Here is a 25,369-nt window from a genome sequence, read left to right as displayed (position 1 = left end):
CCATGATTGAAGTCAAGAACCTGATCCGTACTTTCAACTCCGGTGACCGCACCATCAAGCCGGTCAACGATGTCAGCTTCGCCTTGGAGCAAGGAACCCTTGCCTCGATTGTTGGCAAGAGCGGCAGTGGCAAGAGCACCCTCTTGTCCCTCCTGGGCGCGCTTGACAAGCCCACCAGCGGTGACGTGCTGGTCAACGGGGTCAGCCTCGCCGGGATGCCCGACGCAAAGCTGACCGAGTACCGCCGGCGCGATATCGGTTTCGTTTTCCAGCAGTTCAACCTGATCCCCAACTTATCGGCCGTGGACAACGTCATGCTGCCCATGGAGTTCGCCGGCATGCGCAAGGCAGCCCGGCTGCAGCGGGCAAAGGAGTTGCTGGAGCAGGTCCAGCTGGACCCTTCCAAGCATGAGCGGCGCATCAACCGGCTCTCCGGTGGCGAGCAGCAGCGCGTGGCCATTGCCCGGGCACTGGCCAACGAACCCAAGCTCATCCTGGCCGACGAGCCCACCGGGAACCTGGACGAGCAAACCGGCGACCACATCATCGAGCTCCTCAGTTCGCTGAGCCGGGACCACAACACCACCATCCTGGTGGTGACGCACGACCGCGCCTTGGCCAACAAGACCGACCGCCGTTTCCGGCTCCAGCAGGGCAAGTTGACGGAGGAACCCGTCCGCGGCCGGGCCGCCGTCGCCGCTTCTGCCTGAGGCGTCCGGGGCTCGAGGCGGGGCACCGCGCCCCCGCCTTGAGCCCGTTGTGCTGGTGCCGTCCTCCCTCGTGGGGCGCACTCCCCCACCCCGCAGCGCGCTGTGACAGGATGGCAGTTATGACTGCTCCCATCGCCACGCCATGGCTGGCCGGCCAGCCTGACCAGGACCCCCGCTCCGCCACCGGAACGCCCCTGCGCTGGGGAATCATCGCAACAGGCAGCATTGCCCGCGCCGTCTCACAAGATCTTGCGTTGCTCCAGGACGCCCGGCTGTACGCGGTCAGTTCCCGGGCCCAGGACTCTGCGGACGCGTTCGCTGTCGCCTACGACTTTGAGAAAGCCTACGGGGACGACGACAGCGTGCCGGGCTACCAACGGCTCCTCGCCGATGACGCCGTGGACATCGTCTACGTCGCAACGCCCCATGCGCAGCACCACGAGATTGTCCTCGCCGCCCTCAACGCCGGCAAGCACGTGCTGTGCGAAAAAGCCTTCACCATCAACGCCCGGGAAGCGGCCGAACTCATCGACGTCGCCCGCAAACACAAGCTCTTCCTGATGGAGGCGGTCTGGAGCCGGTTCCTGCCGTCAATGCAGCGGGCTTTCGAAATTGCCGCATCGGGTGAACTGGGCGACATCCACTGGATCAGCGCCGACCTCGGCTTTCCTGCACCGTACTCCCCCACCGCCCGGCTCTGGGCGCGCGAAGACGGCGGGGGTGCGCTGCTGGATCTGTCGGTTTATCCGCTTCTCTGGGCCTTGGGGACCCTCGGTTTTCCGCAGACCGTGAGCGCCACCGGATTCGTGAACGACGACGGCGTGGACGCCCAGAACGCGATGACCCTCGGCTACAGCCACGCGGCCCAGGTCCAGCTCACCTCATCGCTGCTGGCGCATGGGCCCCGTACCGCCACCGTTGCCGGAAGCCTGGGGTTCCTGCAGAGCGTTGGGTCGATCAACAGTCCGCGCGAACTCATCATCGCCAACGGGTGGGAGAACCGCCGGACGGAAACGTTCGACGTCGTCGGAAAGGGCTACACCTACGAGCTGCGCGAAGTGATGAGGTGCGTCCAACAGGGGCTCACGGAGAGCCCGGTGATGCCGCTGGAGGATTCACTGAACACCATGCGGCTGTTCGACGGTGTTCGCGCGCAGCTGGGCGTCACCTACCCGAACGACAACCGCTAGGGCTTGGGGCGGAGTTCCCAGATTGTTTGCGCCAACCCCTAGACTTCCCGGAATGCCCGGTCCTACCCTGTAGGCAGCATCGATTGCGCCGGTCACTGGGGGGTGGTACGCATGGCTCGAAGGAGTTCGCCATGGTGTGCCCTGCGCCCTGCGCTCCTCGCCGGAGCGGCCGCAGTCTTGTGGCTGACGCTGTCATCAGCCACAGCGTCGGCGGATTCCGGTCCTGGCTCCCCGCCCGTGCTCGGCGACGTGACCGGCTCGGTTTCAGCAATGACCCACGATCTTGCGAATCCGGCTTCCCCAGTGGCCCCTCCGGCCGGACCTGCTCCAGCACCCGGACTGGTGCAGACGGTGGCACCGCCGGTATCCGAGGCTGGGTACACCACCATTTCCACGGTTCCCGTGGTGGACCAGCTTGTTCCGGCGGGAAGCGTTTCCGCTGTCTCCGCTGCAGTTGGTGGCATGGCCGACCAGATAGCGGCCGGGGCGACGGAGGTTGTTGCGGTCCCTGCGGCCGAGGCCGTCCCGGCACTCGAACCGGTTGCTGATCTTCTGACCCGTGCCACCGCAACACCGCTTCCGCTTCCCGCTCCAACCGTCGACGCTGTGCTGGCAGATCTGCCTTCCGTGGTTGCTCCTGTTCCCGCAGCTGGGCCCGAGGCCTTGGAAGCGCTTCCGGATGTACCTGGAATGCTCCCGGAAGCGAATCAGGGAGCAGGGGCGTTGCCCACGGCGCCGGCCGGCAGCAGCAGCGCTGGCTTTGCGACGGTACGCAGCGCAGCCTTGGCGAACACGTCTGCCCCGCAGGCTGGCATGTCTGTCCCTGCTGGGCCCGCTTCAGGACAGCCCCTTCCCGTCGATCCGGCACCGCTGCCTGCCCAGGTTCCTGCCGCACCGGCATCCGGCACGGGCAGCGGTGCATCATCCGGCGGTGCAGCCGGTGCCGCAGCATGGCTGAGCCCTGCCTACTTTGGCTTTGAACGTCCCGGCGCTGTTCCCGCCGGTGAGACCTTCGAGCACGCCCCTGCGCCGGTGTCATTCGACCCCGGTTCTTCCCCTGACTAGTTGAGGCCGCCTGCCCTCTAACGGGCAGCACGTGGCTTTACGGGCAGCTGATCAGCGCCCGAACAACATCAACCATTCAGGAGTCACCATCATGAACTGCACCCTTCGCAGGGGGCTGCTTAGCACCCTCTTTGCCGGCGGCCTTCTGGCCTTTGGCTGCGCTGCCGCCAACGCGGCGGACACAACCAGCGGAACGGATCTTTCCGCGTCCGCCCTGATCTCGGCGGCGCCCGCTGACTCGACGTCGTTGGGCCTGCTGGGTGGCCCAACGCCGTCCAGCTCAACGGGCGTCGCCGCTGCAGTGGATGTCAACCTCGGCCTCGGCACCAACGGCACCGGGACCACAGACGGCACAACCGCCGACCTCGGCACAACGGTAGACCTGGGACTCGCCAGCGCCCCCGCAACCGGCACCACCGACCTCGCAGCCGCAGCCGACGTCAACCTCGGCCTCGGCACCAACGGCACCGGGACCACAGACGGCACAACCGCCGACCTCGGCACAGCCGTAAACCTCGACACCGCCACCACCCCCGCAACCAGCACCATCGACCTCGCAGCCGCAGCCGACGTCAACCTCGGCCTCGGCACCAACGGCACCGGGACTACAGACGGCACAACCGCCGACCTCGGCGCAACCGTAAACCTCGGCACCGCCACCACCCCCGCAACCGGCACCACCGACCTCGCAGCCGCAGCCGACGTCAACCTCGGCCTGGGCACCAACGGCACCGGGACTACAGACGGCACCGCCGGAGACGCCGGAACAGCTGATCCGGGAACAAGCACCCCCGGCGTAAGCAATGCTGCCTCCGGCGACGTCCCGGCGGCCTCCGCAGGCTCCAGGGCCGTCAGCGGAGCCATCGCACCTGTCACTGTCCCGCTCAGCAACCCCGCGCAGGGCCGTCCCGGCCTCGCCACCACGGGAACCGCGAACACCGGCCTCGCCAAGACCGGCTGGGATGGATCCGTGGCGCCTCTGGCACTGCTGCTCCTGGTGGCAGGACTTCTGGTGCTCCGGAAACGCAAGGTCTCCTAGGGGTTCGTCTTTCAATAGGCAGCGCCCGCGCGGAGGCGCCTGAAAGGGCTGCCTCGCGCGGGCCGGCGAGAGGAGGACATCCACCCGGAACAAACCTGAGCACAACACAAAACGTGTCATCAGCACACATGTCCTTGTAGCCAATGGTCCGGCGGAAATGCTTCAACACACCGCCGGACCGTTGGCATGCGCACCGCCAAATCTGTGGTTTAACCGCGCCCCTCGTATAATTTGGGGTACGACAGTGCCGCAGCGCACCGGGAGGAACGGTCATGGTGGCGGAATCGCCTAGCTCCATCAAGAATGAAGTGGTCGGCGGACGTTACCGTTTGAGCGAAGTAATCGGCCGCGGCGGAATGTCATCGGTGTACTGTGCCCGCGACGAAAACCTTGGCCGCGACGTCGCCTTGAAACTCTTCGCTCCGCAGGCCCCGGACGCGGACGAACTCAAGCGCCAGGAAGCCGAGATCCAGCTCCTTGCCACGCTCAACCATCCCGGCCTGGTCACGCTCTTCGACGCCGGGATTGATGACCGGATCCCGGACGAACCACGGCCCTTCCTGACCATGGAGCTCGTCGACGGACAAGACCTCCGCAGCCGCATCCGGCACAGCCGGGTGCCCCTGGAAGAATTGTCCGTCATCGGTGCCGGCATCGCCGATGCCCTGGCCTACGTCCACGGCCTGGGCATCATCCACCGCGACATCAAACCCGGCAACATCCTGCTGGTCCAGATCCGTCCCGGCGAGCCGCTGCGCCCGAAACTCACGGACTTCGGCATCGCCAGGATCGTGGATTCCACCAGGCTCACTGCCACCGGGACCATGGTGGGCACCGCCGCCTACCTCAGCCCCGAGCAGGCACTCGGCAAGCCCCTGTCCCCCGCAACCGACATTTACTCGCTGGGGCTGGTGTTGCTCGAGTGCATTAAGGGCACCGTGGAGTATCCCGGCAGTGCGGTGGAATCGGCTGTGGCGCGGCTGCACCGCGCCCCTGAAATTCCCGACGACGTGCCCTCCGAATGGGCTGAGCTCATCCGCTCCATGACGTCCATCGAGCCGCTTGAACGGCCAACGGCTGCCGACATCGAGACCTCGTTGCGCCAGGCCCTCGTCTCGCCCGCCTCCACCCCCGGGGAACTGGCTGCGGAGACCACCCGGGTGCTGCCCGCCATGCCCTTCCACCCGCCGTCCATCACTGCCGAAGAATCGATGGATGAGCTGCGGGAAGCGGCTGCCCCTGGGAGCGCGCGACGCCCAGTAAAGAAGAGCGCCTCTTCGCTGCGCCGGTTCCTGTGGAGCAAGCGAATCTGGCTGGCCGTGGTCCTCGGCGTACTGGTGGTTGCCGCTGCTGCGGCAGCGGTGATGATCAGCGTCTCCGCCCGGCCCGCCGACGTCGTCCCTTATCCCGCGGTCACAGGCACCTTGGGTGACCATCTGAAGGAACTCCAAAAGAGCGTGGCCCCGTGACGTTGCACCCGACCACAGTGGCGCGGTTTGCCCTGGCCGGCACCGCGGCGCTGCTTGTGTCCGGTTTCCTGGGCGCGTGTGCCTCGCCCGGTTCCGGCCTGCAGCGGGAGGCCGCCACACAGTTCCAGGCGCGGGTACTTGAGGTTACCCAGGCGGCCTCGCAGGACGATCCTGCCTCGGCCCTGAAGGCGCTGGACGGGCTTGAATCCGACCTCTCGGCGGCAACGGCGAAGGGCCAGGTCTCCGAGGAGCGGAGCCGCAGCATCACCACGGTCGCCAGCGCCGTCAGGGCAGACCTCAACGAGGCCGTTGCCGCCCAGCAGGCTGCCGCCAAGGCCGCCGAGGACGCGCGGACAGCAGCACAGCAAGCGGCGCAGAGCGCGTCCCCCACGGCGGATGCGCCCGTGCCCCAGCCTGCCCCCGCCCAAGGTGGTTCCGGCAGCGGCGGCGCAAAGAACAGCGGCGGCGACAAGGGCAAGGGCAAGAACTGACCTGCACCCATCCGCCGACATGCAAAGGGGCGGTGCCCCGGAATCATCCGGAGCACCGCCCCTGTCATTGCTGCCGACGCCGCGGCGGCTAGGCCAGGCTGGCGATGACCTTGTTGAGGGTGGCGGAAGGACGCATCACGGCGGAGGCCTTGGCGTCATCCGGGCGGTAGTATCCTCCGATGTCTACGGGCGAGCCCTGGACGGCAGCCAGCTCGCCAACGATCGTTTCCTCGTTGGAAGAAAGCTCGTTGGCGACCGAGCTGAACGCGGCGGCAAGGTCGGCGTCGGACGTCTGCTTGGCCAGCTCCTCAGCCCAGTAACGGGCCAGGAAGTAGTGGCTGCCGCGGTTGTCCAACTCGCCGGCGCGGCGGCTGGGCGACTTGTTCTCGAGCAGGAACGTGCCGGTGGCGCGGTCCAGGGTGTCTGCGAGGACCTGGGCGCGGGCGTTGCCGGTGGTGGTGGCCAGGTGCTCGAAGCTGACGGCAAGGGCCAGGAACTCACCCAGGCTGTCCCAGCGAAGGTGGTTTTCCTTGAGCAGCTGCTGGACGTGCTTGGGGGCGGAACCGCCGGCGCCGGTCTCGAAGAGGCCGCCACCATTCATCAGCGGCACAACTGAGAGCATCTTGGCGCTGGTGCCCAGTTCCAGGATGGGGAACAGGTCCGTGAGGTAGTCGCGGAGCACGTTGCCGGTGACGGAGATGGTGTCCTCGCCCTTGCGGATCCGCTCCAGGGTGAAGGCGATTGCCTTGACCGGGGACATGATCTGGATGTCCAGGCCCTCGGTGTCGTGGTCCTTCAGGTATTCGTTGACCTTGGCGATGAGGTTGGCGTCGTGGGCACGCTCCTCATCCAGCCAGAACACGGCGGGGGTCTGCGAGGCGCGGGCGCGGGTGACAGCCAGCTTGACCCAGTCGCGGATGGGGGCGTCCTTGGTCTGGCAGGCGCGCCAGATGTCACCGGGGACGACGTCGTGTTCGATCAGGACGTTGCCGTTGCCGTCAACGATCTGCACCGTACCGGCTTCCTGGATTTCGAACGTCTTGTCATGGCTGCCGTATTCTTCGGCGGCCTGGGCCATCAGGCCAACGTTCGGGACGGTGCCCATGGTGGTGGGGTCGTAGGCGCCGTTGGCGCGGCAGTCATCGATGACCACCTGGTAGATGCCGGCGTAGGAGCTGTCCGGCAGGACGGCCAGGGTGTCGGCTTCCTTGCCGTCCGGGCCCCACATGTGGCCGGAGGTGCGGATCATGGCCGGCATGGAGGCGTCGACAATGATGTCTGAGGGCACGTTGAGGCTGGTGATGCCCTTGTCGGAGTCCACCATGGCCAGCGCGGGGCCATCGTCCAGGCCCTTCTTGATCAGGTTCTGGACGCCGTCGCGGACATCCGCCGGCAGGTCCTCGAGGCTGCTCAGGATGGCGGCGAGGCCGTTGTTGGGGCTGATGCCGGCGGCGGAAAGCTGCTTGCCGTAGGTCTCGAAAAGTTCGGAGAAGTAGGCCTTGACCACGTGGCCGAAGATGATGGGGTCCGAGACCTTCATCATGGTGGCCTTCAGGTGCGCGGAGAACAGCACGCCCTCTTCCTTGGCACGGGCCACCTGGGCCTTGAGGAACTCGTCAAGGGCGGCGGCGCGCATCACGGTGCCGTCGATGACCTCGCCGGCCAGGACGGGGAAGGCCTTTTTCAGGACCTTGACCGAGCCGTCCTCACGGACCAACTGGATGGCGATGGTGCCGTCGGCCTCGATGACCACGGACTTCTCGTTGGAGCGGAAGTCGTCCTGGCCCATGGTGGCCACGTTGGTCTTGGAGTCTGCGGTCCAGGCGCCCATGGAGTGCGGGTTCTGCCGGGCGTAGTTCTTGACGGACAGCGGTGCACGGCGGTCCGAGTTGCCTTCGCGCAGGACGGGGTTCACGGCGGAGCCCTTGATCTTGTCATAGCGGGAGCGGATGGCGGTCTCTTCGTCCGAGGTGGGGTTGTCCGGGTAATCCGGCAGTGCATAGCCCTGGCCCTGCAGCTCGGCGATGGCCGCCTTCAGCTGCGGGATGGAGGCGCTGATGTTGGGCAGCTTGATGATGTTGGCTTCCGGCGTCTTCGCCAGCTCACCAAGTTCAGCAAGGGCGTCACCGATCTGCTGTTCCGGGGTGAGGTAGTCACCGAACACGGCAATGATGCGGCCGGCGAGCGAGATGTCGCGGGTCTCCACCTCCACACCTGCAGTCGAAGCGAAGGCCTCGATGATGGGCAGGAACGAATAGGTAGCCAGCATCGGCGCTTCGTCGGTGTGGGTGTAGATAATCTTGGACATGCGCGGGCGTCTCCCTGAAGGTCGGCTTGGTTGTGAAATCTTTGTCTATTTCACCAAGTACAACTTACCCGAGGACGCCGGTTTGAACCTTAACGGGCCTCCCGGATTACCCCGGTGAGAGCAGCATTACAGCGATGGAGAACGCCCGGCGACGGCACGCTTCCGGGTGCACCGCCGCCGTTGCCAGAGGTGGGGCGGTACCGGGCGGCCGCCCGGCTCGTGCCGCCTGATGATTGGTCACGAGTGTGTACAAACGCCGCGCGCGGCGATAAGTTCGCTAAGTCACTCCCGATCCCGGGCCCAACCCCGTTCAGACAGGACAACAATGACACGTACCAGGTCCCTGGCATCCGGCTTCCTGACCTTCTCCGCAGCCGCGGTGCTGGCACTCACGTCCGCCGGCGGGGCTTCCGCCACCCCCGCACCGTCCGACGGTACGTCGAATCCCTCGGTTGCCAGCATCTCTGTCGACGCCGGCGGAGCAGCCGACTACTGGACGCCCGAACGGATGCAAAGCGCCCTTCCGGGTGACACCCTGGCAGGGAAGGCGCTCGAGCGCGGCAACCGCTCCAGCCTTGCCGTGGTGGAGAAGGGCAAGCCCTCCACCACCAAGGGAACCAAGGGAAAGCCCACCATCGCCAAGAGTGAAAACCCCGTCGCCCACATCGGCAAGGTCTTCTTCACCATGGGCACAACCAACTACGTGTGCTCGGGCAACGCCGTCTCCTCCGCGAACGGCAGCACTGTGGCAACGGCCGGACACTGCGTTAACGAAAGTGGCGCCTACGCCACCAACTTCGTCTTCGTGCCCGCCTACGACAACGGCGCAGCCCCCTACGGCAAGTGGACCGCCAAGGCCCTCTACGCCCCCACCCAGTGGGTTTCAACCGGGGACATGACCTATGACACCGGCTTCGCGGTCATGAACCCCTTGAACGGCCAGAAGCTGACAGACGTCGTTGGCGGCTCGGGCACTGCCTTTAACCAGGCCCGCGGCCTGACCTACACGGCCTACGGCTACCCGCAGGCCTCACCGTTCGACGGCACGTCCCTGTGGAGCTGCACCGGCACGGCCAGCAACGATCCCAACAACCCGCAGTTCGGCACCCAGGGCATTCCGTGCGACATGACCGGCGGTTCCTCGGGCGGTCCGTGGTTCATCGGCATCGGGTCCGACGGGCTGCAGAACTCGATCAACAGTTACGGCTACAACGGCTCCGCCGTCATGTACGGCCCTTACTGGGGCTCGGTTATCGAGGCCACGTACACAAATGCAGCGAAATCCTAAAGAACCCGCACCGGACCAGGACCCCGTCAGCCACGTCGACCTTGAACAGTCCAGCGAGGAAGTCCTCGAATACTGGACCGAGGAGCGGATGGCTGAAGCCCGGCCCCGGGAGGTAAAGCTTCCGGAACCCGGCCCCGGCCCGGCGGCCCAGGACTAACCGCACAACAGACGACGGCGCCCGTCCCCTTCTCAGGGGACGGGCGCCGTCGTCGGTTCAATCCGCCATCGATTGCTCCGTACCCGTGGGGAGCAATCGATGCAGCCGATCAGTGGAAGAAGTGCCGGGCCCCGGTGAAATACATGGTGATGCCGGCCGCGTTGGCTGCCGCGATGACTTCCTCGTCGCGGACCGAGCCACCGGGCTGGACAACGGCGCGGACACCGGCGTCGATCAGGATCTGCAGGCCATCTGCGAATGGAAAGAACGCGTCCGAAGCCGCCACGGCACCGCGGGCCCGCTCAGGTGCGCCGCTCGCGTCCGCATTCGAGGCACCGCCGGCGCCATCGACGTCGGAGGCAACCTCCACGCCCAGCGTGTTGGCCCGCTCAACGGCCAGGCGGCAGGAATCGAGCCGGTTCACCTGGCCCATGCCGATGCCCACGGCTGCGCCGTTGTCGGCAATCAGGATGGCGTTCGACTTCGCGGCCCGGCACGCGGTCCAGGCGAAGGCGAGGTCTGCGAGGGTCTTCTCATCCGCGGCCTCACCGGCGGCGAGGGTCCAGTTGGCGGGGTTGTCGCCGTCGGCGTCCACCTTGTCGCTGACCTGAACCAGCATGCCACCGGATACCTGGCGGAACTCCGTCGGATACCGGCCGTAGCCTTCGGGGAGGGCAAGCAGGCGGATGTTCTTCTTTTTGGACAGGATCTCCACGGCCTCGGGTTCAAAGCCGGGGGCGATGACGACCTCGGTGAAGATGTCCTTGACGGTGTTGGCCATGCCGGCGGTGACGGTGCGGTTGGCCGCGATGACGCCGCCGAATGCGGAGACGGGGTCGCAGGCGTGGGCCTTGGCGTGTGCGTCGGCGATGGGGTCGGCGGCGTCCGCGGAGCCGACGGCAACACCGCAGGGGTTGGCGTGCTTAATGATGGCGACGGCGGGTTCGCTGAAGTCGTAGGCGGCGCGCAGGGCGGCGTCGGCGTCCACGAAGTTGTTGTAACTCATGGCTTTGCCGTGCAGCTGGTCCGCCTGGGCGATGCCCACCGGCGCAGCCTTGTCCACGTAGAGTGCCGCCTGCTGGTGCGGGTTCTCGCCGTAGCGCAGGACCTCCGAGCGTTCCAGGGAGAGGCCCGCGTAGGCGGGCCAGTCGATGACGCCGTCGCCGTCTTCATCCAGGAACTGGCTGGCGGTCCAGGTGGCCACTGCGTTGTCGTACGCGGCGGTGTGGGCGAACGCCTTGGCAGCGAGGCGGCGGCGGGTCTTCAGGTCGAAGCCGCCGGCGGCGGCCGCAGCCACCACCTGGCCGTAGAAGGTCGGGTCCACCACAATGGCGACGGCGGCATGGTTCTTCGCGGCAGAACGGACCATGGCGGGGCCCCCGATGTCGATCTGCTCGACGACATCGTCCTGCGCGGCACCGGACTTCACCGTCTCGACGAACGGGTAGAGGTTCACCACCACCAGGTCAAAAGCCTCAATGTCCATGCTTTCGAGCGTCTCCATGTGGGCGGGGACGCGGCGGTCGGCCAGGATGCCGCCGTGGACGCGGGGGTGCAGCGTCTTGACGCGTCCATCCAGCATTTCCGGGGAACCGGTGACTTCCTCAACCTCTTGCACGGGGATGCCGGCGGCGGCGATCTTCTTGGCCGTGGAACCGGTGGAGACGAGCTTCACGCCGGCCGCGTGCAGGCCCGTAGCGAGTTCCTCCAGACCGGTTTTGTCGTACACCGAGATGAGGGCCCGGCGGATGGGTACACGGTCAATGGATACGCGCTCATGCTGCGTGAAGCTCACAAATGTCTCCGTCTTATCTCGCGGAACAGGGCCGCGGTTGGTGGGGATACGGCCAGTTTATCGCGAAGGCAGCGGTTACCCCCTGTGTGCTCCGGAGTGTGAACGTCCGCGGGCCCGGATAGAGTCTTCAGCAGGAGGCGGCGATGAATACTTACACCACTGTGCCCAGCGGCGAACAGGTGGTCCAGGAACTGCCCTGGCGATGGAAAGTCCAGGGCAGGATATTCCTGATCGGGGGCCTCGGCTTCATGTTCGACGCCTGGGACGTGACCCTTAACGGCATCCTCATCCCGCTGCTGTCCACGCACTGGGCCCTGACACCGGGCGAGGCCGCATGGGTGGGTACGGCCAACCTGATCGGGATGGCCCTCGGGGCGTTCGCCTGGGGAACCATTGCGGACACCGTGGGCCGCAAAAAGGCGTTCACGGCCACGCTGCTCCTGTTTTCCATCTTCACCGTACTGGGCGCTTTCTCACCCGACTTCATGTGGTTCTGCATCTTCAGGTTCCTGGCTGGTTTCGGACTGGGCGGCTGCATTCCGGTGGACTACGCCCTGGTGGGTGAGTTCACGCCGCGGAAGCAGCGCGGCAAGGTCCTGACGGCCATGGACGGCTGGTGGCCCATTGGCGCGGCCCTGGCCGGGTTCGTCTCGGCCGGCCTGGTGGCCCTGAACGGTGACTGGCGACTGACCATGCTGGTGATGGTGCTCCCGGCCCTGCTGGTGTTCTGGGTCCGGCGGAGCGTCCCCGAGTCCCCCTTGTTCCTGATCCGAAAGGGCCGGCGGGAAGAAGCGGCCAGGATTATTGACGGGCTGGTGGTGGCCACAGGCGCCGAAGCCCGGGCCTACAGCCTGCCCGATGCCAAGGATGCCCCGAGGCTTTCGGCCGGCAGCGCCTGGACCCAGCTGCGCTCTGTCTGGCAGTTCAACTGGAAAATCACCACCGCCGCCTGGGCCCTGTTCTTCAGCATCCTGCTGGTCTATTACCTGTCCCTGACCTGGATGCCCAGGATCCTGATCGGCGCCGGATTCGCCGAGTACAAGGCGTTCGTCACCACGGCGTCCATGGCCGCCGTCGGCTTCCTCGGCGTGGTGGCGGCAGCGCTGCTCGTGGAACGTGTGGGGCGCAAGTGGATCCTGGCCATCACCGGACCGCTGTCCGCCCTGACCCTGGTGATCGTGGCGTTCGTGGTGGACATTCCCACGGCCGCGGTGTTCTGGCTGCTGGTCTTCGGGTTCGTGGTGCAGGTGGCCATCCCGGTGCTCTATGCGTACGTCTCCGAGCTCTACCCCACGGAACTGCGGGGCAGCGGCTTTGGCTGGGCATCAACGTTTTCCCGCCTGGGCGCCGGCTTTGGGCCGCTGATCTTCGCCAACTACTTTTGGCCGGAACTGGGCCTCGCCACGTCCTTTGCGCTGGCGGGTGCCCTGGTGCTGCTGTCGGTGCTGTGGATGGCTTTCTTCTCCCCGGAAACCCGCCAGCGCCGCCTCCAGTAGGGTTGACCGCTACGCGTACGAGGGGTCTGCGGCGAGGGCGGCCAGGGTGGACACCAGCAGCCGGCGCTCCACGACCTTGATGCGCTCGTGCAGCGTCTCCTCGGTGTCCGAGTCCTCGATGGTCACAGCCTCCTGGGCAATGATGGGCCCGGTGTCAACGCCGGCGTCGGCCCAGTGCACGGTGCAGCCGGTCACCTTCACGCCGTAGGCCATGGCATCCCGTACGCCGTGGGCCCCGGGAAAGGCCGGCAGCAGGGCGGGGTGGGTGTTCAGGTACCTGCCCTTGAATGCGTCAATGAACTCGGGGCTGACGATCCGCATGAAGCCGGAGGACACCACCACGTCCGGCTTGAAGGCGGCCACGGCCTCGGTCAGGGCGGCGTTCCAGTCTGCGCGGTCCCGGTACGACCTGAAGTCCACCACAAACGTGGGGATGCCTGCCGCGGCGGAACGTTCGACGCCGAAGGTCCCCTCCCTGTCGGCCCCCACCGCGGCGATTTCCACGCCGAGTTCCCCCGCCTTGACGGCGTCGATGACTGCTTGGAGATTGGACCCGGTGCCAGAGACGAGGACGACGATACGCATTGGTCCAGCTTAGGTGCACGCTCGCGTACGCTGGAAAACATGAACAGCCAACCGGGCCGGGGCGTCCAGCAAGAGGCCAAACCCCCGCTCAGCGAGGCAGCAAAGGCCTCCCGCACCAAGACCTTTGCCCTGTTCCGGATGTTCCTGGTTTCGGTCCTCGGCGCTCTGTTCGTCTACCAGTTGGACGTCAACTACCTGTGGTTGGCAACTGTCCTCACGGCAGCCGGCCTGGCCCTGGGGATCTCCCTGCTGGTCAGGGCTATCCGGTTGAAGGAATCCAAACTGGTCCTGGTTGGCACCATCTCGGGCCTGGTGATGGCCGTGGTCATGGTGCCGCTGCTCGTGACCGCCATGGTCTTCTTCAACCAGGTGCGCGACTACCAAGGATGCATGGGACGGGCGCTGACGGACCGGGCGACTAATGCGTGCGTGACGCAGTTCCAAAATGTCTTACCCACCAAAGTGGGTTAGCGCGCCGGCGAAGCGCCTAGCTGACGAGTTCGGCGTCCCGTTCCGCGGCCCCGCTTTCCTCACGTTCCAGCCACGGCCCGGCCGCGTAGCCAATGACGACGCCGATGCCGACCTCGGCCGCCACCCACAGGCCGGTCCAGAGCGGGTCGGGTCCGATATCCGTTAGTCGGCCGATTCCCGCGGACCCCCTCGCCACCCAGGAAAGGCACATCGTCAACACCCCGGCGGCCAGCCCGGTGAGTGCCCCGAGCACCAGGGTGGAAACGGTGGCGGTGAACCAGCGTGCATGGATCTTGATGGCGAGCCATTCGTCGAAGTGGTTCTCCCCTTCCCGGAGGAACCACCACCCGGCCACGACGCCGGCCAGCACCGGTACGAGCAACGCCACGAAAGCGTAGTCCATGGGGCCGGACGGGATGGCCGCCAGGACCGGAACGGATGGCATGGGCCCCACCGCGGTGCCCAGCGGCCCCGCCTGGGACCCCACGCCCATGGCGAAACCGGCGCCTGAGGTCCAGGCGAGGGCGAAAACCACCAGGTTCGGCAGGAATCCGAGCTGCGCGATGGTGAGGGCGGCGCCTCCTACCGGACCGGCGTCGAGCGCCTCATAGACAGAAACCACGAGGTTCCAGTGGATGAACAGGTCCACGGCCAGCAGCACTGCGGCCAAGGTAAGGGCCGACACCACGGCCACGAAGCCGGCCTTCGCGGCAGAGCCAAAGTATGAGCCCGCCCAGCGGGAGTGCTGGCTGGTGCGCGAAATCCAGTCCACCGCGTCGACGCCGATGAGCCGGCTCCAGGAGCCTGCTTCCCTGCGGGCGCCGATCACCATGCCGAGTCCGTAGGGAATGAGCGGCACCAGCATGGCATACCAGAGATTGATGACGACGTCGGTGCTGCGGCACACGAAACCGGTGGCTGCACCGAAGGCGGCGTAAACCAGCCATGAGCCCAGCAGGGCCTGCCATAGCTGGTCGGTGTAGGAGGCCAGGGCCAGGCGGCGGCCGGCGCGCCAGGCCAGCAGGAAGGGGATCAGGGTCAGGCCGAGGGGAATCAGGTTCAGGATGTCCGAGCCGGCATGAGCTGCCGGGGCCGGCCCCGCTCCCGTGAGTTCCAGTGGCACGCCATGGACCAGGAGCCAGGACTGGCCGGCCAAGCGGGCCAATACCTCGAACTGCCCGTTCTGGAAACCCGCAGTGGCCCAGACGGCGACAATGGGGGCTATCACCACCAGCGCGGAAATGACGGCCGCCTGTGCTGTTTCAAGGGCGCCCTGCAGCCACAACGGCATGGGGAGGCCACGGTTTCCGGTCTGATCAGCACGCAGTTTCATCGTCTTCCATGGTGTCACGCCGGGTGCCTCCTGCCCGCGAACGACAGGCTCCGCGGCGGCACTGGGTGAACAATCAAGTGGGGATGCGACCGGTGCTTTTCCAAGGGCCTCGCCGTAAAATTGGTATCTAAACCAACACCCGCCCACCCGGGCGCAGTGCGATGTGTTTCGGCGCCGGACATTTGCCGCGCCGGCCAATGACCCGGATCCGTAAACCGGGAAACAGGAGCCGCGAATGAGAGATGAACCGTAAGTTCTGACGATATTCGTCCTACTGGCTGGTGCACCCATGGCATACAGCGTGGTTGCACCAGCGCTTAACGGTGCGGCGCCGGGAACCCCCAAGGTTCCCGGCGCCGTTCACTGCCAAAGGGGCCAGGTCAGTGGCCGTACTTCCGAAGCCGGGGTGCGGTGTCCCGTTCGGAGCTGATTCCGGCGGTGGGGGTGCCGGCGTTCAGGTCGGCGTCGCCCTGCAGGTCCACGTCTCCGGCGTCGGAGTCCATGCCGGTCCGGGCTTCCGAATACGTCCGTGCGCCGCGGTCGTAGTACGTGTACAGCCGGTCCTCTTCTTCAGGGGTGAGGTGGCCGTCAGCGTCCACCCGGGGAGCGTCCTTCACGTGCTCCTTGGTGAACGGGATCACCAGGTCCTCTCCCTCGCTGCGGGCCCCTTCGACCGGGACGAAGGTCTCGGACGTGCCAAAGAGGCCGGTTTTGACGGTGACCCAAGTGGGCTCGCCCGTGTCGTCGTCAGCGTACAGCTGGCCGATCGAGCCGATCTTCGCCCCATCGGTACCCACGACGTTGCCGCCCTTGGCAAGCAGGCTTTCGAGGTTTTCCCTGTTGAGCATGACGTCTCCTTGGTTGTGTCTTTGTACCGGGTTTGCCAGCCCGGAGCCCGGGCACCGGGTCACCCCGGTGTCCGGCCCCTGCCCCGGCTGCTTGAGGCTAGTGCTGGCTACCCGTTTAACGTAAGCATGCTTAGCATCAAATGCCAAGCTTACTTAGTAGTTTTCCTGGTTGAGGGGGCAGCTGTTCACCCAACCTTTCCCTGCGGGTCATGCCCCCTCCCCCGCCATTTCAAGGCGGCCACCCACGGTTGAAGGGTGAGGATCGCAATCGTTGCCGAATCATTTTTGCCGCTGATGAATGGCGTCACCCATTCAATCCTGCGGGTCCTGGACCACCTCCAGGACCGGGGCGACGACGTCCTGGTCATCGCCCCGTCCGCCCATGACGGACAGGCGCCGGGACGGGTCAAGGGCGCTGCGGTCCACCGGCTTCCCGCGGTTCCGCTGGCGGGATACACGAACGTGCGGGTGGCACTGGGAGGTGTGTACCGGGTCAAGCGAATCCTTGCCGAGTACGCCCCTGACGTGGTGCACCTTGCCTCGCCGTTCGTGCTGGGCTGGCGGGCCGCCCAGGCTGCCCATCAGCTCGGCATTCCGTCGGTGGCCATCTACCAGACCGAGGTTCCCAGTTACGCCGCCCGGTACGGAGTGCCGTTCCTGGAGAACTGGGCCTGGAACCGGGTCGAGAACATCCACCTGCTGGCCACCCGCACCCTGGTGCCGTCCACGTTCGCGCTGAACCAGTTGCGCGGGCGGGGGATCCCCCGGGTGCGGATGTGGCGCCGCGGGGTGGACACCGCGCGGTTCTCGCCGGGAAAGCGCGACGACGGGTGGCGGGCTTCGGTTGCCCCCGGCGGCGAGCGGATCATCGGCTACGTCGGCCGGCTCGCGGTGGAAAAGCAGGTGGAAGACCTTGCCGCGCTGGCCGGGCTCCCCAACTCGAAGCTGGTGGTGGTGGGCGACGGGCCGCAGCGGGCCGCATTGGAAGCCGCGCTTCCCGGTGCAGCCTTCACGGGATTCCTGGGCGGTGATGAGTTGGCACGCGCCGTGGCGTCGTTCGACTTGTTCGTCCATCCGGGCGAGTTCGAAACCTTCTGCCAAACCATCCAGGAGGCCATGGCATCGGGCGTGCCGGTGGTGGCCACGGGCCGGGGCGGCCCCCTGGATCTGGTCGAGAATTCACGGACGGGTTGGCTGTACGAGCCGGGCGACTTGTCCGCCATGCGTGCCCGTGTGCAGGACCTGATGGGCGACGATGCCAAGCGCCGCGCGTTCGCCGCCGCCGCACACGCCTCCGTACAGGACCGAACCTGGCCCGCCCTCTGCACCGAACTGGTGCAGCACTACGCCGACGTCATCGCGGACGTCCAGATGGCAACGGCGGTCAACAGCAAGGGAGCAACCCTGTGAAAATCTCCGTGATCGGCTGCGGTTACCTCGGAGCAGTCCACGCTGCAACGCTGGCTTCCATGGGCCATACCGTGGTGGGCATCGACGTCGATCCCCGCAAGGTGGCGCAACTGTCCAGCGGCGCGGCACCGTTCCACGAGCCCGGACTCGATGAGCTCCTCCGGGACGGCCTCGCCACCGGCCGGCTGCGCTTCTCCACCGACCCCGCCGGGGCCAAGGCAGCGCAGGTGCACTTCCTGTGCGTGGGGACGCCGCAGGAGAAGACGTCCGACGCCGCCGACCTCACCTTCCTCGTCTCCGCTTCGGAAGCCTTGCTGCCGCACCTGGCCGCGGGCGCCGTCGTCGTTGGCAAATCAACCGTGCCCGTGGGCACCGTGGACATGCTCCGCGGTGTGCTGGCGCCGCGGCCTGACGTACTGGTGGGTTGGAATCCCGAGTTCCTGCGGCAGGGAACCGCCGTCAAGGATTCCCTGGTGCCGGACCGGCTGGTGTACGGCGTGGAAGGGGGCCGGGCCACCGCCTTCAACCGCGACACCGGCGCGCCGCTGGGCGTGACGGCGGCACTGGACGCCGTCTACGAACCGCTGCTTCGCGCCGGAATCCCCCGGCTGGTCTGCAACTTTGCCACGGCGGAACTCATCAAGTCGGCCGCGAACGCATACCTTGCCACCAAGGTCAGCTTCATCAATGCCGTCGCCGAATTGTGCGACGCCGCGGGAGCCGATGTCAGCGAACTCGGCGAAGCGATGGGGCTGGATCCGAGGATCGGCAGCCGCTACCTGCACGCGGGCCTGGGCTTCGGCGGAGGCTGCCTTCCCAAGGACATCCGCAGTTTCCGGACCCAGGCCGCGGCGCTGGGCGTCCCTGCCGTGGAGGATTGGATGGGCCTGGTCGACTCGGTGAACCTGGACCAACGGGCGCGCACGGTGGGCCTGGCAGCGGCTATGTGCGGAGGCTCGCTGGCAGGGCGTTCCATCACAGTGCTCGGAGCCTCCTTCAAGCCGGACACGGATGACATCCGCGACTCCCCCGCCCTGGACGTGGCGGACCGGCTGGCCGCCGCCGGCGCGCACGTTACCGTGACGGACCCCAAGGCGGTGAACCACGCGTGGCGCCGCTACCCCGGGCTCCGGTTCGAGGTGTCCACCAGGCGGGCACTCCAGGACGCCGAACTGGTGCTGCTGCTGACCGAATGGGACGAGTACCGGCAGCTTTGCCCTGCCGCCACCGGCAGGCTGGTCCGACGCCGGGCGGTCCTGGACGCGCGGAACGTGCTGGACGCCGCGGCATGGCAGGCAGACGGCTGGACCGTGCGGGGGCTTGGAACGTCCGCCGCGGTCATGGCCGCAGCTGCGGCCGGCTGAGGTTCAGCCCAGGAGCCCCAGATCGGCGAACGCCAACGCGACACCTGCCCCTGCCGGTCCGGCGGTGGTCCTGTCGGCCACGGCGAGGACTGCCGGGTGGCCGCCTTCGACGGCAATGCCCACCCCGGCGTATTCGAGCATTTCAATATCGTTGGCACTGTCACCGATGGCAACAATGTCCGCCCGGTGGAGGCCAAGCCGGGCCTCCACCACCTGGATGCCCACCGCTTTGTGCGTGCCCGCCATGAAGATCTCCCCCGCGCGGTCTCCCAGAGCCGAGAGCGAACTGGGGATCAGCCCGACGCCGGGACCGAGCTTATCCATCAGCCGCCTCAGCGGGACCGTCGAATCGAAGACCGAGATCTTGGCATAGGAGGTGCTGCGGAGGTCGTCGCTGTACTGCATCGGCCCCAGGATGTCCTCCAGCGGATCAACGTCGGTGCTGAGGATTCCATCGTGCCGGGGGCGGCCGGCGAAGATGGGCCCCAGGACCTCCCTCAGCCGCCGGTCCACGCCGGTGCGGCCGTGCAGGGCCTCGGGTGCTTCCAGGATGTAGGCGGACCCGTGGGCATCGAGGGTTTCCACGATGAGCGCCGCCAGGTCCGGCTCAAAGCGCTGGTCCCGAAGGACCTCACCGTTGACTTCCACCCTGGCACCGGCCCCGGTGATGGTCCCGTCGAAGCCGGCGTCCAGGATGTGGCCGGGCACCATGGACAGCGGGCGCCCGGTGCAGACGAACACCAGATGGCCCAGCCCGCGGGCGGTCCGGACCGCGTCCACATGGGCATCCGGGGCCAGGCCGTGGTCCGCATACGTACCGTCGATGTCGAGGAACACGGCACGCGGCCTGGCGGTCTGGCTTGGCATGCCTGGGCTCCTTCGTCAGTTGCGGGACATCCAAATCCTATCCCCGGCCCCTGGTTCACCAGGGTGGACTACGGTGGCCAGTTCCGCCTTAAGTGACAGCCATCCTGTGATATTCAAAGCCTTGCCTAACAAATAAGCCTGCTGATTGAATAAGGGAACCGGAAATGGGGGCCCGGCACAACTTACTGACAAGGAGTGACAACATGGGCATTCTCGGATTTCTCATTTTGGGCCTGATCGCCGGCGCTATTGCCAAGGCCATCCTTCCGGGCCGCCAAGGCGGCGGCTGGGTGGTAACCCTGGTTCTCGGAGTTGTGGGGGCCATCCTGGGCGGCTGGATCGGATCGCTGATTTTCGGCGGCGGACTGGCCGAATTCTTCGACCTGCGGACATGGCTGCTGGCGATCCTCGGCTCGATCATCGTGCTGCTGGTCTACGGAGCAATCACCAACCGCAGCGGCCGCAGGGCATAGCCGCACCACCGTCTTTACCATCAGTAAAAAGGCGCCGGACTCTGCGCAGGAGACCGGCGCCTTTTCACGTTCCCGAAGAACGCATCCGCAAAAAGGAAACCCGCCCAACAGCTTTGCCGGTGAGCCGCCCAATTTGGGGATCTGCCCTTTATGATGGCCAAGGGGTGGTGTTATGACCGGTATTTCGGGCCGTGGCAATGATGTGGCATTACAAATTTTTGGCGCGGCCATGAATGCCAGTCCGGACGCCCTCCTGGCACTGGACGCCGACGGCATGGTTCTCTGCGCCAACGCCGCTGCGGCCCGGCTCTTTGGGTTGCCCCAGGACGCGTTTGCCGGCCTGGACCACCGGCCCCTGATCGCCGAAGGATTCCGCGGTGAGGTGGCGAACCTGTTCCGGCAGCTCCTGGCCCACCCCGACCAACCGCAGCCGCCGCGTGAGATCGCGGGCCTCCGCAGCGATGGATCCGAGTTCCCCCTGGAGGTTGCCGCTGCGGTCCTCCCCGCCGGGCCGCGGTCCGATCCCGCCCTCATTCCTGCCGGGGACACCGGCCCTGCCGGAGCACGCCTCCTGCTCTCCGCCCGGGGCACAGCACACCGCCAAGCCACCAACGAAAGCCTTCGCGAAGCCATGTCACTGCTCACGGCCACCCTGGAATCCACGGCGGACGGAATCCTGGTGATGGGCGTTGATGGCAGTGTGGCCGGATTCAACGAGCAGTTCCTCACCATGTGGGGCATCCCGCCCGCCTTGTTGGAAGCGGACAGCGAGGAGCCTGCGGTCCGGGTGGTGATGGCCCAGGTGGCCGACCCTGTTTCCTTCACGGCCCGGCTGAACGAGGTCCAGAAGGACCCGTCTGCCGAAAGCCACGACGTCGTCGAGTTGCTCGACGGGCGGACCTTTGAACGGTACTCACGCCCGCAACGGGTGGGTGAGAAGATCGTAGGCCGGGTGTGGAGTTTCCGGGATGCGACGCCCCGGCGGAAGGCACAGGAACAGGTGCACCAGGCGTTGAAGGACCTCGCGGAACAGGCCGAGAAGCTACGGGCCATGGCTTTCCAGGACCCGCTGACCGGGCTCGCCAACCGGGCGGTGTTCAACGAGGCCTTGGCCAACTCGCTGGCGGAGCCACGGCTGAAGACGGTCGACGTCCTGCTCCTTGACCTGGACGACTTCAAGGAGGTCAATGACATCCTTGGCCACCAGGCCGGCGACGACATGCTGGTGGAGGTGGCGCGCCGGCTCCGCGGCTGTACACCCACGGCGGACGTGGTGGCACGCCTTGGCGGCGACGAATTCGTGGTGCTCCTGACGGCCTGCCCCGACCCCGACGAGATCGCGGCGTGCATTGTGCGCTGCCTGCATGTGCCGGTGACCATCGGTGGCACCGTCCTGCGTCCGAGCCTGAGCCTGGGGCTTGCCTCCCTGGGGCAGGACAGCGTGGGTCCCTCCGAACTGCTCAGGCACGCGGACATCGCCATGTACGCGGCCAAGGCTGCGGGCAAGAACCGTTTCCTGCGCTTCCACCCGGACATGATGCAGGCGCTGGTGCAGCGGACGCACATGGAAAGCGGCCTGCAATTGGCGGTTCCGCGCGGCGAGATCACGGTCGATTTCCAACCGATCGTTTCGCACCGCATGGGGCAGGTAGTCCAGCTGGAGGCGCTGGCCCGGTGGGACCGCGGCGGTGAACGGGTGCCGCCGTCGATCTTCATTCCGCTCGCCGAGCGCACCGGCCTGATCAACGAGATCGGAGCAGAGGTGATGGCCAGCGGCATGGTGCAGCTGGCGCGCTGGCTGAGCGAGGATCCGTCCCGGTCGCTCGCCGTGAACGTCTCCGGGGTCCAACTGCAGGAGCGGGACTTTGCCGGGACGGTCCTCAGGCTCGCGGAAGCCAGCGGGGTGGCCCCCTACCAGCTTGTCCTGGAAGTCACCGAAAGTGTCTTCTTCGACGCGGACGGCGACCTGATCGACCAGCTGGGAACCCTGCGCGCCGCCGGCGCCCGGGTGGCGCTGGACGACTTCGGCACTGGGTATTCCTCGCTTGGCCGGCTGCAGGACCTGCCCGTGGACACGGTCAAGATCGACAAAACCTTTGTCTCAATGGTGCGCACCGGAAACGAGCGGCTGCCGATCCTCAGCTCCATGATCAACATGGCCCACAGCCTGGGCCTGACCGTCACCGCGGAAGGGATCGAGACGGCGGCGCAAGCAGACTATCTGACCGCCCTGGACTGCGACTCCCTTCAGGGCTACCTGTTCTCATTGCCGGAGCCGGGCGACCGGCTGATACCGGCCCTGCATCACGCCGAAGAGGCGCTCAATGCTTTGAAAGGACGTTAGGGCGGGAAGGCCTAGGCCGCTTCCCGGCCGGATTGCCGCGGCTTCTTCGCGGGCAGAGGAGGGCGTGAGGCTTGCGCCGCAGCGGGAGAAGGCGTCACGGCATCTGCCTCCGCTGGGCCCGCAGGCACGGCGGAGGGCGCAGTAGTGGATTCCGACGGTGCCTCACCGCTGAAGGTCTCCGCCTCGAATTCCGTGCGGGCTTCAGGAGCGGCGGCGCGGTTGCGGCGCCAGCGGCGGACCAGGTCGATGCCGGCCACCAGTCCGGCGACGGGGCTGAGGACTGCAGCGGAGTAGACGAACAGCAGCCAGGTCAGGGTGGTCAGCGGCGGCTGGTTGTTGTTCAGCAGCGACAGCCCGCCGAGCAATCCCACCACCCAGAAGAGCAGCACGGCCGCCAGCACGGATCCGGCAGGAAAATACTGGTTGGTCACGATTTTCTTCAGGGTTTCCATGCACTTCCTCCTGCCTGGCCCGGGGACGGCAAAGGCCGTTCAAGACAAGTATGGGGCCCGGCCCGTGCGAAACTGCGCAAGACGCCACGGCGAGTGACCAAACTAACCCGGCCGCCCGGCGTCGTACGGATTTCCGGGCCGAAGAAGCCCTGCAGAACCCTTCCGCCCGGCGCCTCCGGACACATAGCGTAGGGCTGACCACTCGATCAATGGAGGACCCATGCGCAAAGTCACTGCCGGCCTGTTCCACTCAGTCGACGGGGTGGTGTCAGAACCATTCAAGTTCCAGTTCGACAGCTTCGATGAGGAACTCGGCCACGGGCTGACCCGGATGATGAACACCGTGGACACGGTGGTGCTGGGCCGTGTCAGCTACCAGGAGTGGGCGGGCTACTGGCCCAACGCCTCCGCCGACCAGGACTTTGCCGCCTTCATCAACCCCGTGGAGAAGTACGTGGCGTCGCGGACACTGGCGGGGCCGCTGGAGTGGGAGAACTCCCGGCTGATGGATGCACCGCTCGAGAACTTCGTGGCGGCCCTGAAGGAGCGCGAAGGCGGTGAGATCGCCGTGTGCGGCAGCATCTCCGTGGTGCGGCAGCTGCTGTTTGCCGGGCTGCTGGATTCGCTTCAACTGATGACCCACCCGGTCATTGCGGGCACCGGCCGCCGCCTGTTTGAGGACGGCGACCCGTTGACCCGCCTGGAGCTGCAGGAGCAGTCCCGGACCAGCAAGGGGAACGTGCTCAGCACGTACGGAGTCCGCGCCGGCTAGGTCATGCCGCCAGCCGTGCCCCGAACAGCTCCTCCGCGAGCCGGGGCAGGTGTTCCGGTACGTCCGCTTCGGTTCCGTGTTCGCCGCGGCCGAGGAAGACGGCGGTGCCGCGGATCCCGTCCAGGTCCAGGCCGCATTCGTGCATGAGCTGGCCTGCACGGAAATTCACCGGCAGCAGCATGGCCACGCTTTCGGCGTTCAGGTACACGTGCCAGTCGCCGCGGATCACGGATTCAAGGGGCCCGTCCACCAGGGATTCCAGGGCCTGCGGCTCCGCTCCCACCTGCTCCATGCGGATGGGCTCGGCGTTGTTGGCCGGTACAACGAGTGCTTGGTACGTTCTGCTGTCCATGATTGGTCTCTCCACAGGGTTTAACATGCGGGGAGGGTGTGGTGTTCCCCGGCCGGGCGCGGGCGAGTGGACCGTGCCCGGCCGACTACAAAGCGGCGACGGCGGCGATGTCACCCGGAGTTGTCCGGCAACAACCCCCGATGATCCGGGCACCCTCTTCGCGCCAGGCAGGGACTCCGCCGGCGAGGTCCTGTGGTGCCCCGTCCGGCGTCCCGCCGATTCCGGGCGCACCCCACGTCTTGGTGTCCGCGTGGTACGTTTCGCCGGAATTCGGGTAAGCCAGCAGGGGCTTGTCCGTGTACTGCCGCAAGGCTGCGAGTGCCGGAGCCACCAGGTGCAGGGGCACGCAATTGACCCCGAGTGCGGCAACGTGAGGGTGCATATCGAGAAGCCTGGCCACGTCCGTCAGGGGTGTGCCGTCGCTGATACTGGCGCCGTCGCGCAGCGTAAAGGAAAACCAGGACTCGACGCCGGCTTCCGCAGTGAGCGCCAGCAAGGCCTCCGCCTCGGCGAAGGAGGGCAGCGTTTCACAGGCCAGGACGTCGACGCCGGACTGAACCAGGGCGTTGATGCGGGGTCCGTGGAACGCACGGAATTCCGCAGGGCTGAGGACGTAATCTCCGCGGTACTCAGACCCATCTGCGAGGTAGGCGCTGTACGGACCCACCGATCCAGCGATGAGCAGCGGACGGGCGTCAGGGTGGTCCGCCAGGTGCTCCCGCCGGGCCTCCTCCGCGAGCCGGACCGACAAACCAACAAGGTCCAAGGCCTCCTGCCGGCCGATCCCCCGGGCAGCAAATCCTTGCGGCGTGGCCTGGTAGCTGGCGGTGGTTGCGATGTTCGCCCCGGCGGCGAAGTAGTCCCGGTGCACGTCCCTGATGAGTTCGGGTTGCTCCAGGAGGACCTTGGCGGACCACAGCGGATCGTTCAGGTCGCAGCCGCGCGCTTCAAGTTCGGTGGCGAGGGCGCCATCGGAGACTAGGGTCCTGCCTTCAAGCGAGGTGGCAAGGGAAAGACGGTGAGGCATCGCAACTCCGGTCGATTTATGCGGTTTTACTCATTATAGACAAGTTTACATGCTTGTAATGAA

The 25,369-nt window shown here is 66.5% G+C and carries 24 protein-coding genes; 15 read left to right on the top strand and 9 right to left on the bottom strand.

What is annotated here, in order from left to right; all coding sequences use genetic code 11:
* Positions 1-2: 2 nt before the first annotated feature.
* The 6 genes from DFO47_RS14310 to DFO47_RS14285 all read left to right on the top strand — a co-directional run bounded on the left by DFO47_RS14310 (position 3) and on the right by DFO47_RS14285 (position 5,964).
* Positions 3-710 carry an ABC transporter ATP-binding protein gene (locus DFO47_RS14310; RefSeq protein WP_133832101.1) on the top strand — a complete coding sequence of 236 codons (708 nt, stop codon included), beginning with the start codon at positions 3-5 and terminating at the stop codon, positions 708-710.
* A gap of 119 nt (positions 711-829) precedes the next feature.
* A complete protein-coding gene (locus tag DFO47_RS14305) occupies positions 830-1,900 on the top strand; it encodes a Gfo/Idh/MocA family oxidoreductase (protein ID WP_133832100.1) in 1,071 nt (356 codons plus the stop codon).
* Positions 1,901-2,170: 270 nt separating this feature from the next.
* Positions 2,171-2,965 (top strand): hypothetical protein, encoded by a 795-nt coding sequence (locus DFO47_RS14300; protein ID WP_243835485.1) that lies wholly within the window; start codon positions 2,171-2,173, stop codon positions 2,963-2,965.
* Between the two features lie 91 nt (positions 2,966-3,056).
* Entirely contained in the window at positions 3,057-4,004 is a 948-nt protein-coding gene (locus DFO47_RS14295; RefSeq protein WP_166651723.1) for a hypothetical protein, read from the top strand.
* Between the two features lie 272 nt (positions 4,005-4,276).
* Positions 4,277-5,473 carry a serine/threonine-protein kinase gene (locus DFO47_RS14290; RefSeq protein WP_133832098.1) on the top strand — a complete coding sequence of 399 codons (1,197 nt, stop codon included), beginning with the start codon at positions 4,277-4,279 and terminating at the stop codon, positions 5,471-5,473.
* Positions 5,470-5,964, top strand: coding sequence for a hypothetical protein (locus DFO47_RS14285; RefSeq protein WP_133832097.1), 495 nt, complete (start codon positions 5,470-5,472; stop codon positions 5,962-5,964). Before DFO47_RS14290 ends, DFO47_RS14285 begins: the two co-directional genes overlap by 4 nt.
* 88 nt (positions 5,965-6,052) lie before the next feature.
* Here DFO47_RS14285 and DFO47_RS14280 read toward each other — a convergent pair whose 3' ends face one another.
* Positions 6,053-8,272 (bottom strand): NADP-dependent isocitrate dehydrogenase, encoded by a 2,220-nt coding sequence (locus DFO47_RS14280; protein WP_133832096.1) that lies wholly within the window; start codon positions 8,270-8,272, stop codon positions 6,053-6,055.
* Between the two features lie 325 nt (positions 8,273-8,597).
* On the opposite strand from DFO47_RS14280, the gene DFO47_RS14275 reads away from it, so the two are divergent.
* Both DFO47_RS14275 and DFO47_RS21135 read left to right on the top strand, forming a co-directional pair.
* Positions 8,598-9,560, top strand: coding sequence for a hypothetical protein (locus tag DFO47_RS14275; RefSeq protein WP_018761962.1), 963 nt, complete (start codon positions 8,598-8,600; stop codon positions 9,558-9,560).
* Positions 9,544-9,717 (top strand): hypothetical protein, encoded by a 174-nt coding sequence (locus DFO47_RS21135; RefSeq protein WP_166651730.1) that lies wholly within the window; start codon positions 9,544-9,546, stop codon positions 9,715-9,717. Before DFO47_RS14275 ends, DFO47_RS21135 begins: the two co-directional genes overlap by 17 nt.
* Positions 9,718-9,826: 109 nt before the next feature.
* Here the strand turns inward: DFO47_RS21135 and purH are convergent, their stop codons facing one another.
* The gene (purH, locus tag DFO47_RS14270) at positions 9,827-11,512 is read right to left on the bottom strand and encodes a bifunctional phosphoribosylaminoimidazolecarboxamide formyltransferase/IMP cyclohydrolase (RefSeq protein ID WP_133832095.1); all 1,686 of its coding nucleotides are present in this window, start codon (positions 11,510-11,512) and stop codon (positions 9,827-9,829) included.
* A gap of 143 nt (positions 11,513-11,655) precedes the next feature.
* Here purH and DFO47_RS14265 point away from each other — a divergent pair, with 143 nt between their 5' ends.
* A complete protein-coding gene (locus tag DFO47_RS14265) occupies positions 11,656-13,008 on the top strand; it encodes an MFS transporter (protein WP_133832094.1) in 1,353 nt (450 codons plus the stop codon).
* A 9-nt stretch (positions 13,009-13,017) separates the two neighbouring features.
* Here DFO47_RS14265 and purN read toward each other — a convergent pair whose 3' ends face one another.
* The gene (gene purN, locus DFO47_RS14260) at positions 13,018-13,593 is read right to left on the bottom strand and encodes a phosphoribosylglycinamide formyltransferase (RefSeq protein ID WP_133832093.1); all 576 of its coding nucleotides are present in this window, start codon (positions 13,591-13,593) and stop codon (positions 13,018-13,020) included.
* A gap of 39 nt (positions 13,594-13,632) precedes the next feature.
* Between purN and DFO47_RS14255 the strand changes: the two genes are divergently transcribed.
* Positions 13,633-14,064: a hypothetical protein gene (locus DFO47_RS14255; protein WP_133832092.1), complete on the top strand. Its 432-nt coding sequence runs from the start codon at positions 13,633-13,635 to the stop codon at positions 14,062-14,064.
* 16 nt (positions 14,065-14,080) lie between these two features.
* Here the strand turns inward: DFO47_RS14255 and DFO47_RS14250 are convergent, their stop codons facing one another.
* Together DFO47_RS14250 and DFO47_RS14245 are read right to left on the bottom strand one after the other, a co-directional pair.
* On the bottom strand, positions 14,081-15,397 hold the full coding sequence (locus DFO47_RS14250; RefSeq protein ID WP_133832091.1) for a DUF6350 family protein: 1,317 nt from the start codon (positions 15,395-15,397) through the stop codon (positions 14,081-14,083).
* Between the two features lie 380 nt (positions 15,398-15,777).
* Complete coding sequence (locus tag DFO47_RS14245; protein ID WP_133832090.1) at positions 15,778-16,245, bottom strand: PRC-barrel domain-containing protein; 468 nt, start codon at positions 16,243-16,245, stop codon at positions 15,778-15,780.
* 255 nt (positions 16,246-16,500) lie between these two features.
* Here DFO47_RS14245 and DFO47_RS14240 point away from each other — a divergent pair, with 255 nt between their 5' ends.
* The gene (locus tag DFO47_RS14240) at positions 16,501-17,655 is read left to right on the top strand and encodes a glycosyltransferase family 1 protein (RefSeq protein ID WP_026264643.1); all 1,155 of its coding nucleotides are present in this window, start codon (positions 16,501-16,503) and stop codon (positions 17,653-17,655) included.
* Positions 17,652-19,019 carry a UDP-glucose/GDP-mannose dehydrogenase family protein gene (locus DFO47_RS14235; protein ID WP_133832089.1) on the top strand — a complete coding sequence of 456 codons (1,368 nt, stop codon included), beginning with the start codon at positions 17,652-17,654 and terminating at the stop codon, positions 19,017-19,019. The genes DFO47_RS14240 and DFO47_RS14235 overlap by 4 nt, the downstream gene beginning before the upstream one ends.
* 3 nt (positions 19,020-19,022) lie before the next feature.
* Here the strand turns inward: DFO47_RS14235 and DFO47_RS14230 are convergent, their stop codons facing one another.
* Positions 19,023-19,886: an HAD family hydrolase gene (locus DFO47_RS14230; RefSeq protein ID WP_133832088.1), complete on the bottom strand. Its 864-nt coding sequence runs from the start codon at positions 19,884-19,886 to the stop codon at positions 19,023-19,025.
* 203 nt (positions 19,887-20,089) lie between these two features.
* Here DFO47_RS14230 and DFO47_RS14225 point away from each other — a divergent pair, with 203 nt between their 5' ends.
* Both DFO47_RS14225 and DFO47_RS14220 read left to right on the top strand, forming a co-directional pair.
* Positions 20,090-20,359 carry a GlsB/YeaQ/YmgE family stress response membrane protein gene (locus DFO47_RS14225; protein WP_133832087.1) on the top strand — a complete coding sequence of 90 codons (270 nt, stop codon included), beginning with the start codon at positions 20,090-20,092 and terminating at the stop codon, positions 20,357-20,359.
* Between the two features lie 172 nt (positions 20,360-20,531).
* A complete protein-coding gene (locus DFO47_RS14220; protein WP_279586711.1) occupies positions 20,532-22,703 on the top strand; it encodes an EAL domain-containing protein in 2,172 nt (723 codons plus the stop codon).
* Between the two features lie 11 nt (positions 22,704-22,714).
* Here the strand turns inward: DFO47_RS14220 and DFO47_RS14215 are convergent, their stop codons facing one another.
* Positions 22,715-23,155: a hypothetical protein gene (locus tag DFO47_RS14215; protein ID WP_133832085.1), complete on the bottom strand. Its 441-nt coding sequence runs from the start codon at positions 23,153-23,155 to the stop codon at positions 22,715-22,717.
* A gap of 220 nt (positions 23,156-23,375) precedes the next feature.
* On the opposite strand from DFO47_RS14215, the gene DFO47_RS14210 reads away from it, so the two are divergent.
* Positions 23,376-23,927, top strand: coding sequence for a dihydrofolate reductase family protein (locus DFO47_RS14210; RefSeq protein WP_133832084.1), 552 nt, complete (start codon positions 23,376-23,378; stop codon positions 23,925-23,927).
* A gap of 1 nt (position 23,928) precedes the next feature.
* Here the strand turns inward: DFO47_RS14210 and DFO47_RS14205 are convergent, their stop codons facing one another.
* Positions 23,929-24,279, bottom strand: coding sequence for a hypothetical protein (locus DFO47_RS14205; protein WP_109863508.1), 351 nt, complete (start codon positions 24,277-24,279; stop codon positions 23,929-23,931).
* 85 nt (positions 24,280-24,364) lie between these two features.
* Positions 24,365-25,306, bottom strand: coding sequence for a homocysteine S-methyltransferase (gene mmuM, locus DFO47_RS14200; RefSeq protein WP_133832083.1), 942 nt, complete (start codon positions 25,304-25,306; stop codon positions 24,365-24,367).
* Positions 25,307-25,369: the final 63 nt, after the last annotated feature.

The sequence above is a fragment of the Arthrobacter sp. AG258 genome (assembly GCF_004364695.1).
GTDB lineage: Bacteria > Actinomycetota > Actinomycetes > Actinomycetales > Micrococcaceae > Arthrobacter.
The sequence above is the reverse complement of the archived record's forward strand: the minus strand, read 5'-3'. Positions and strand labels throughout refer to the sequence as shown.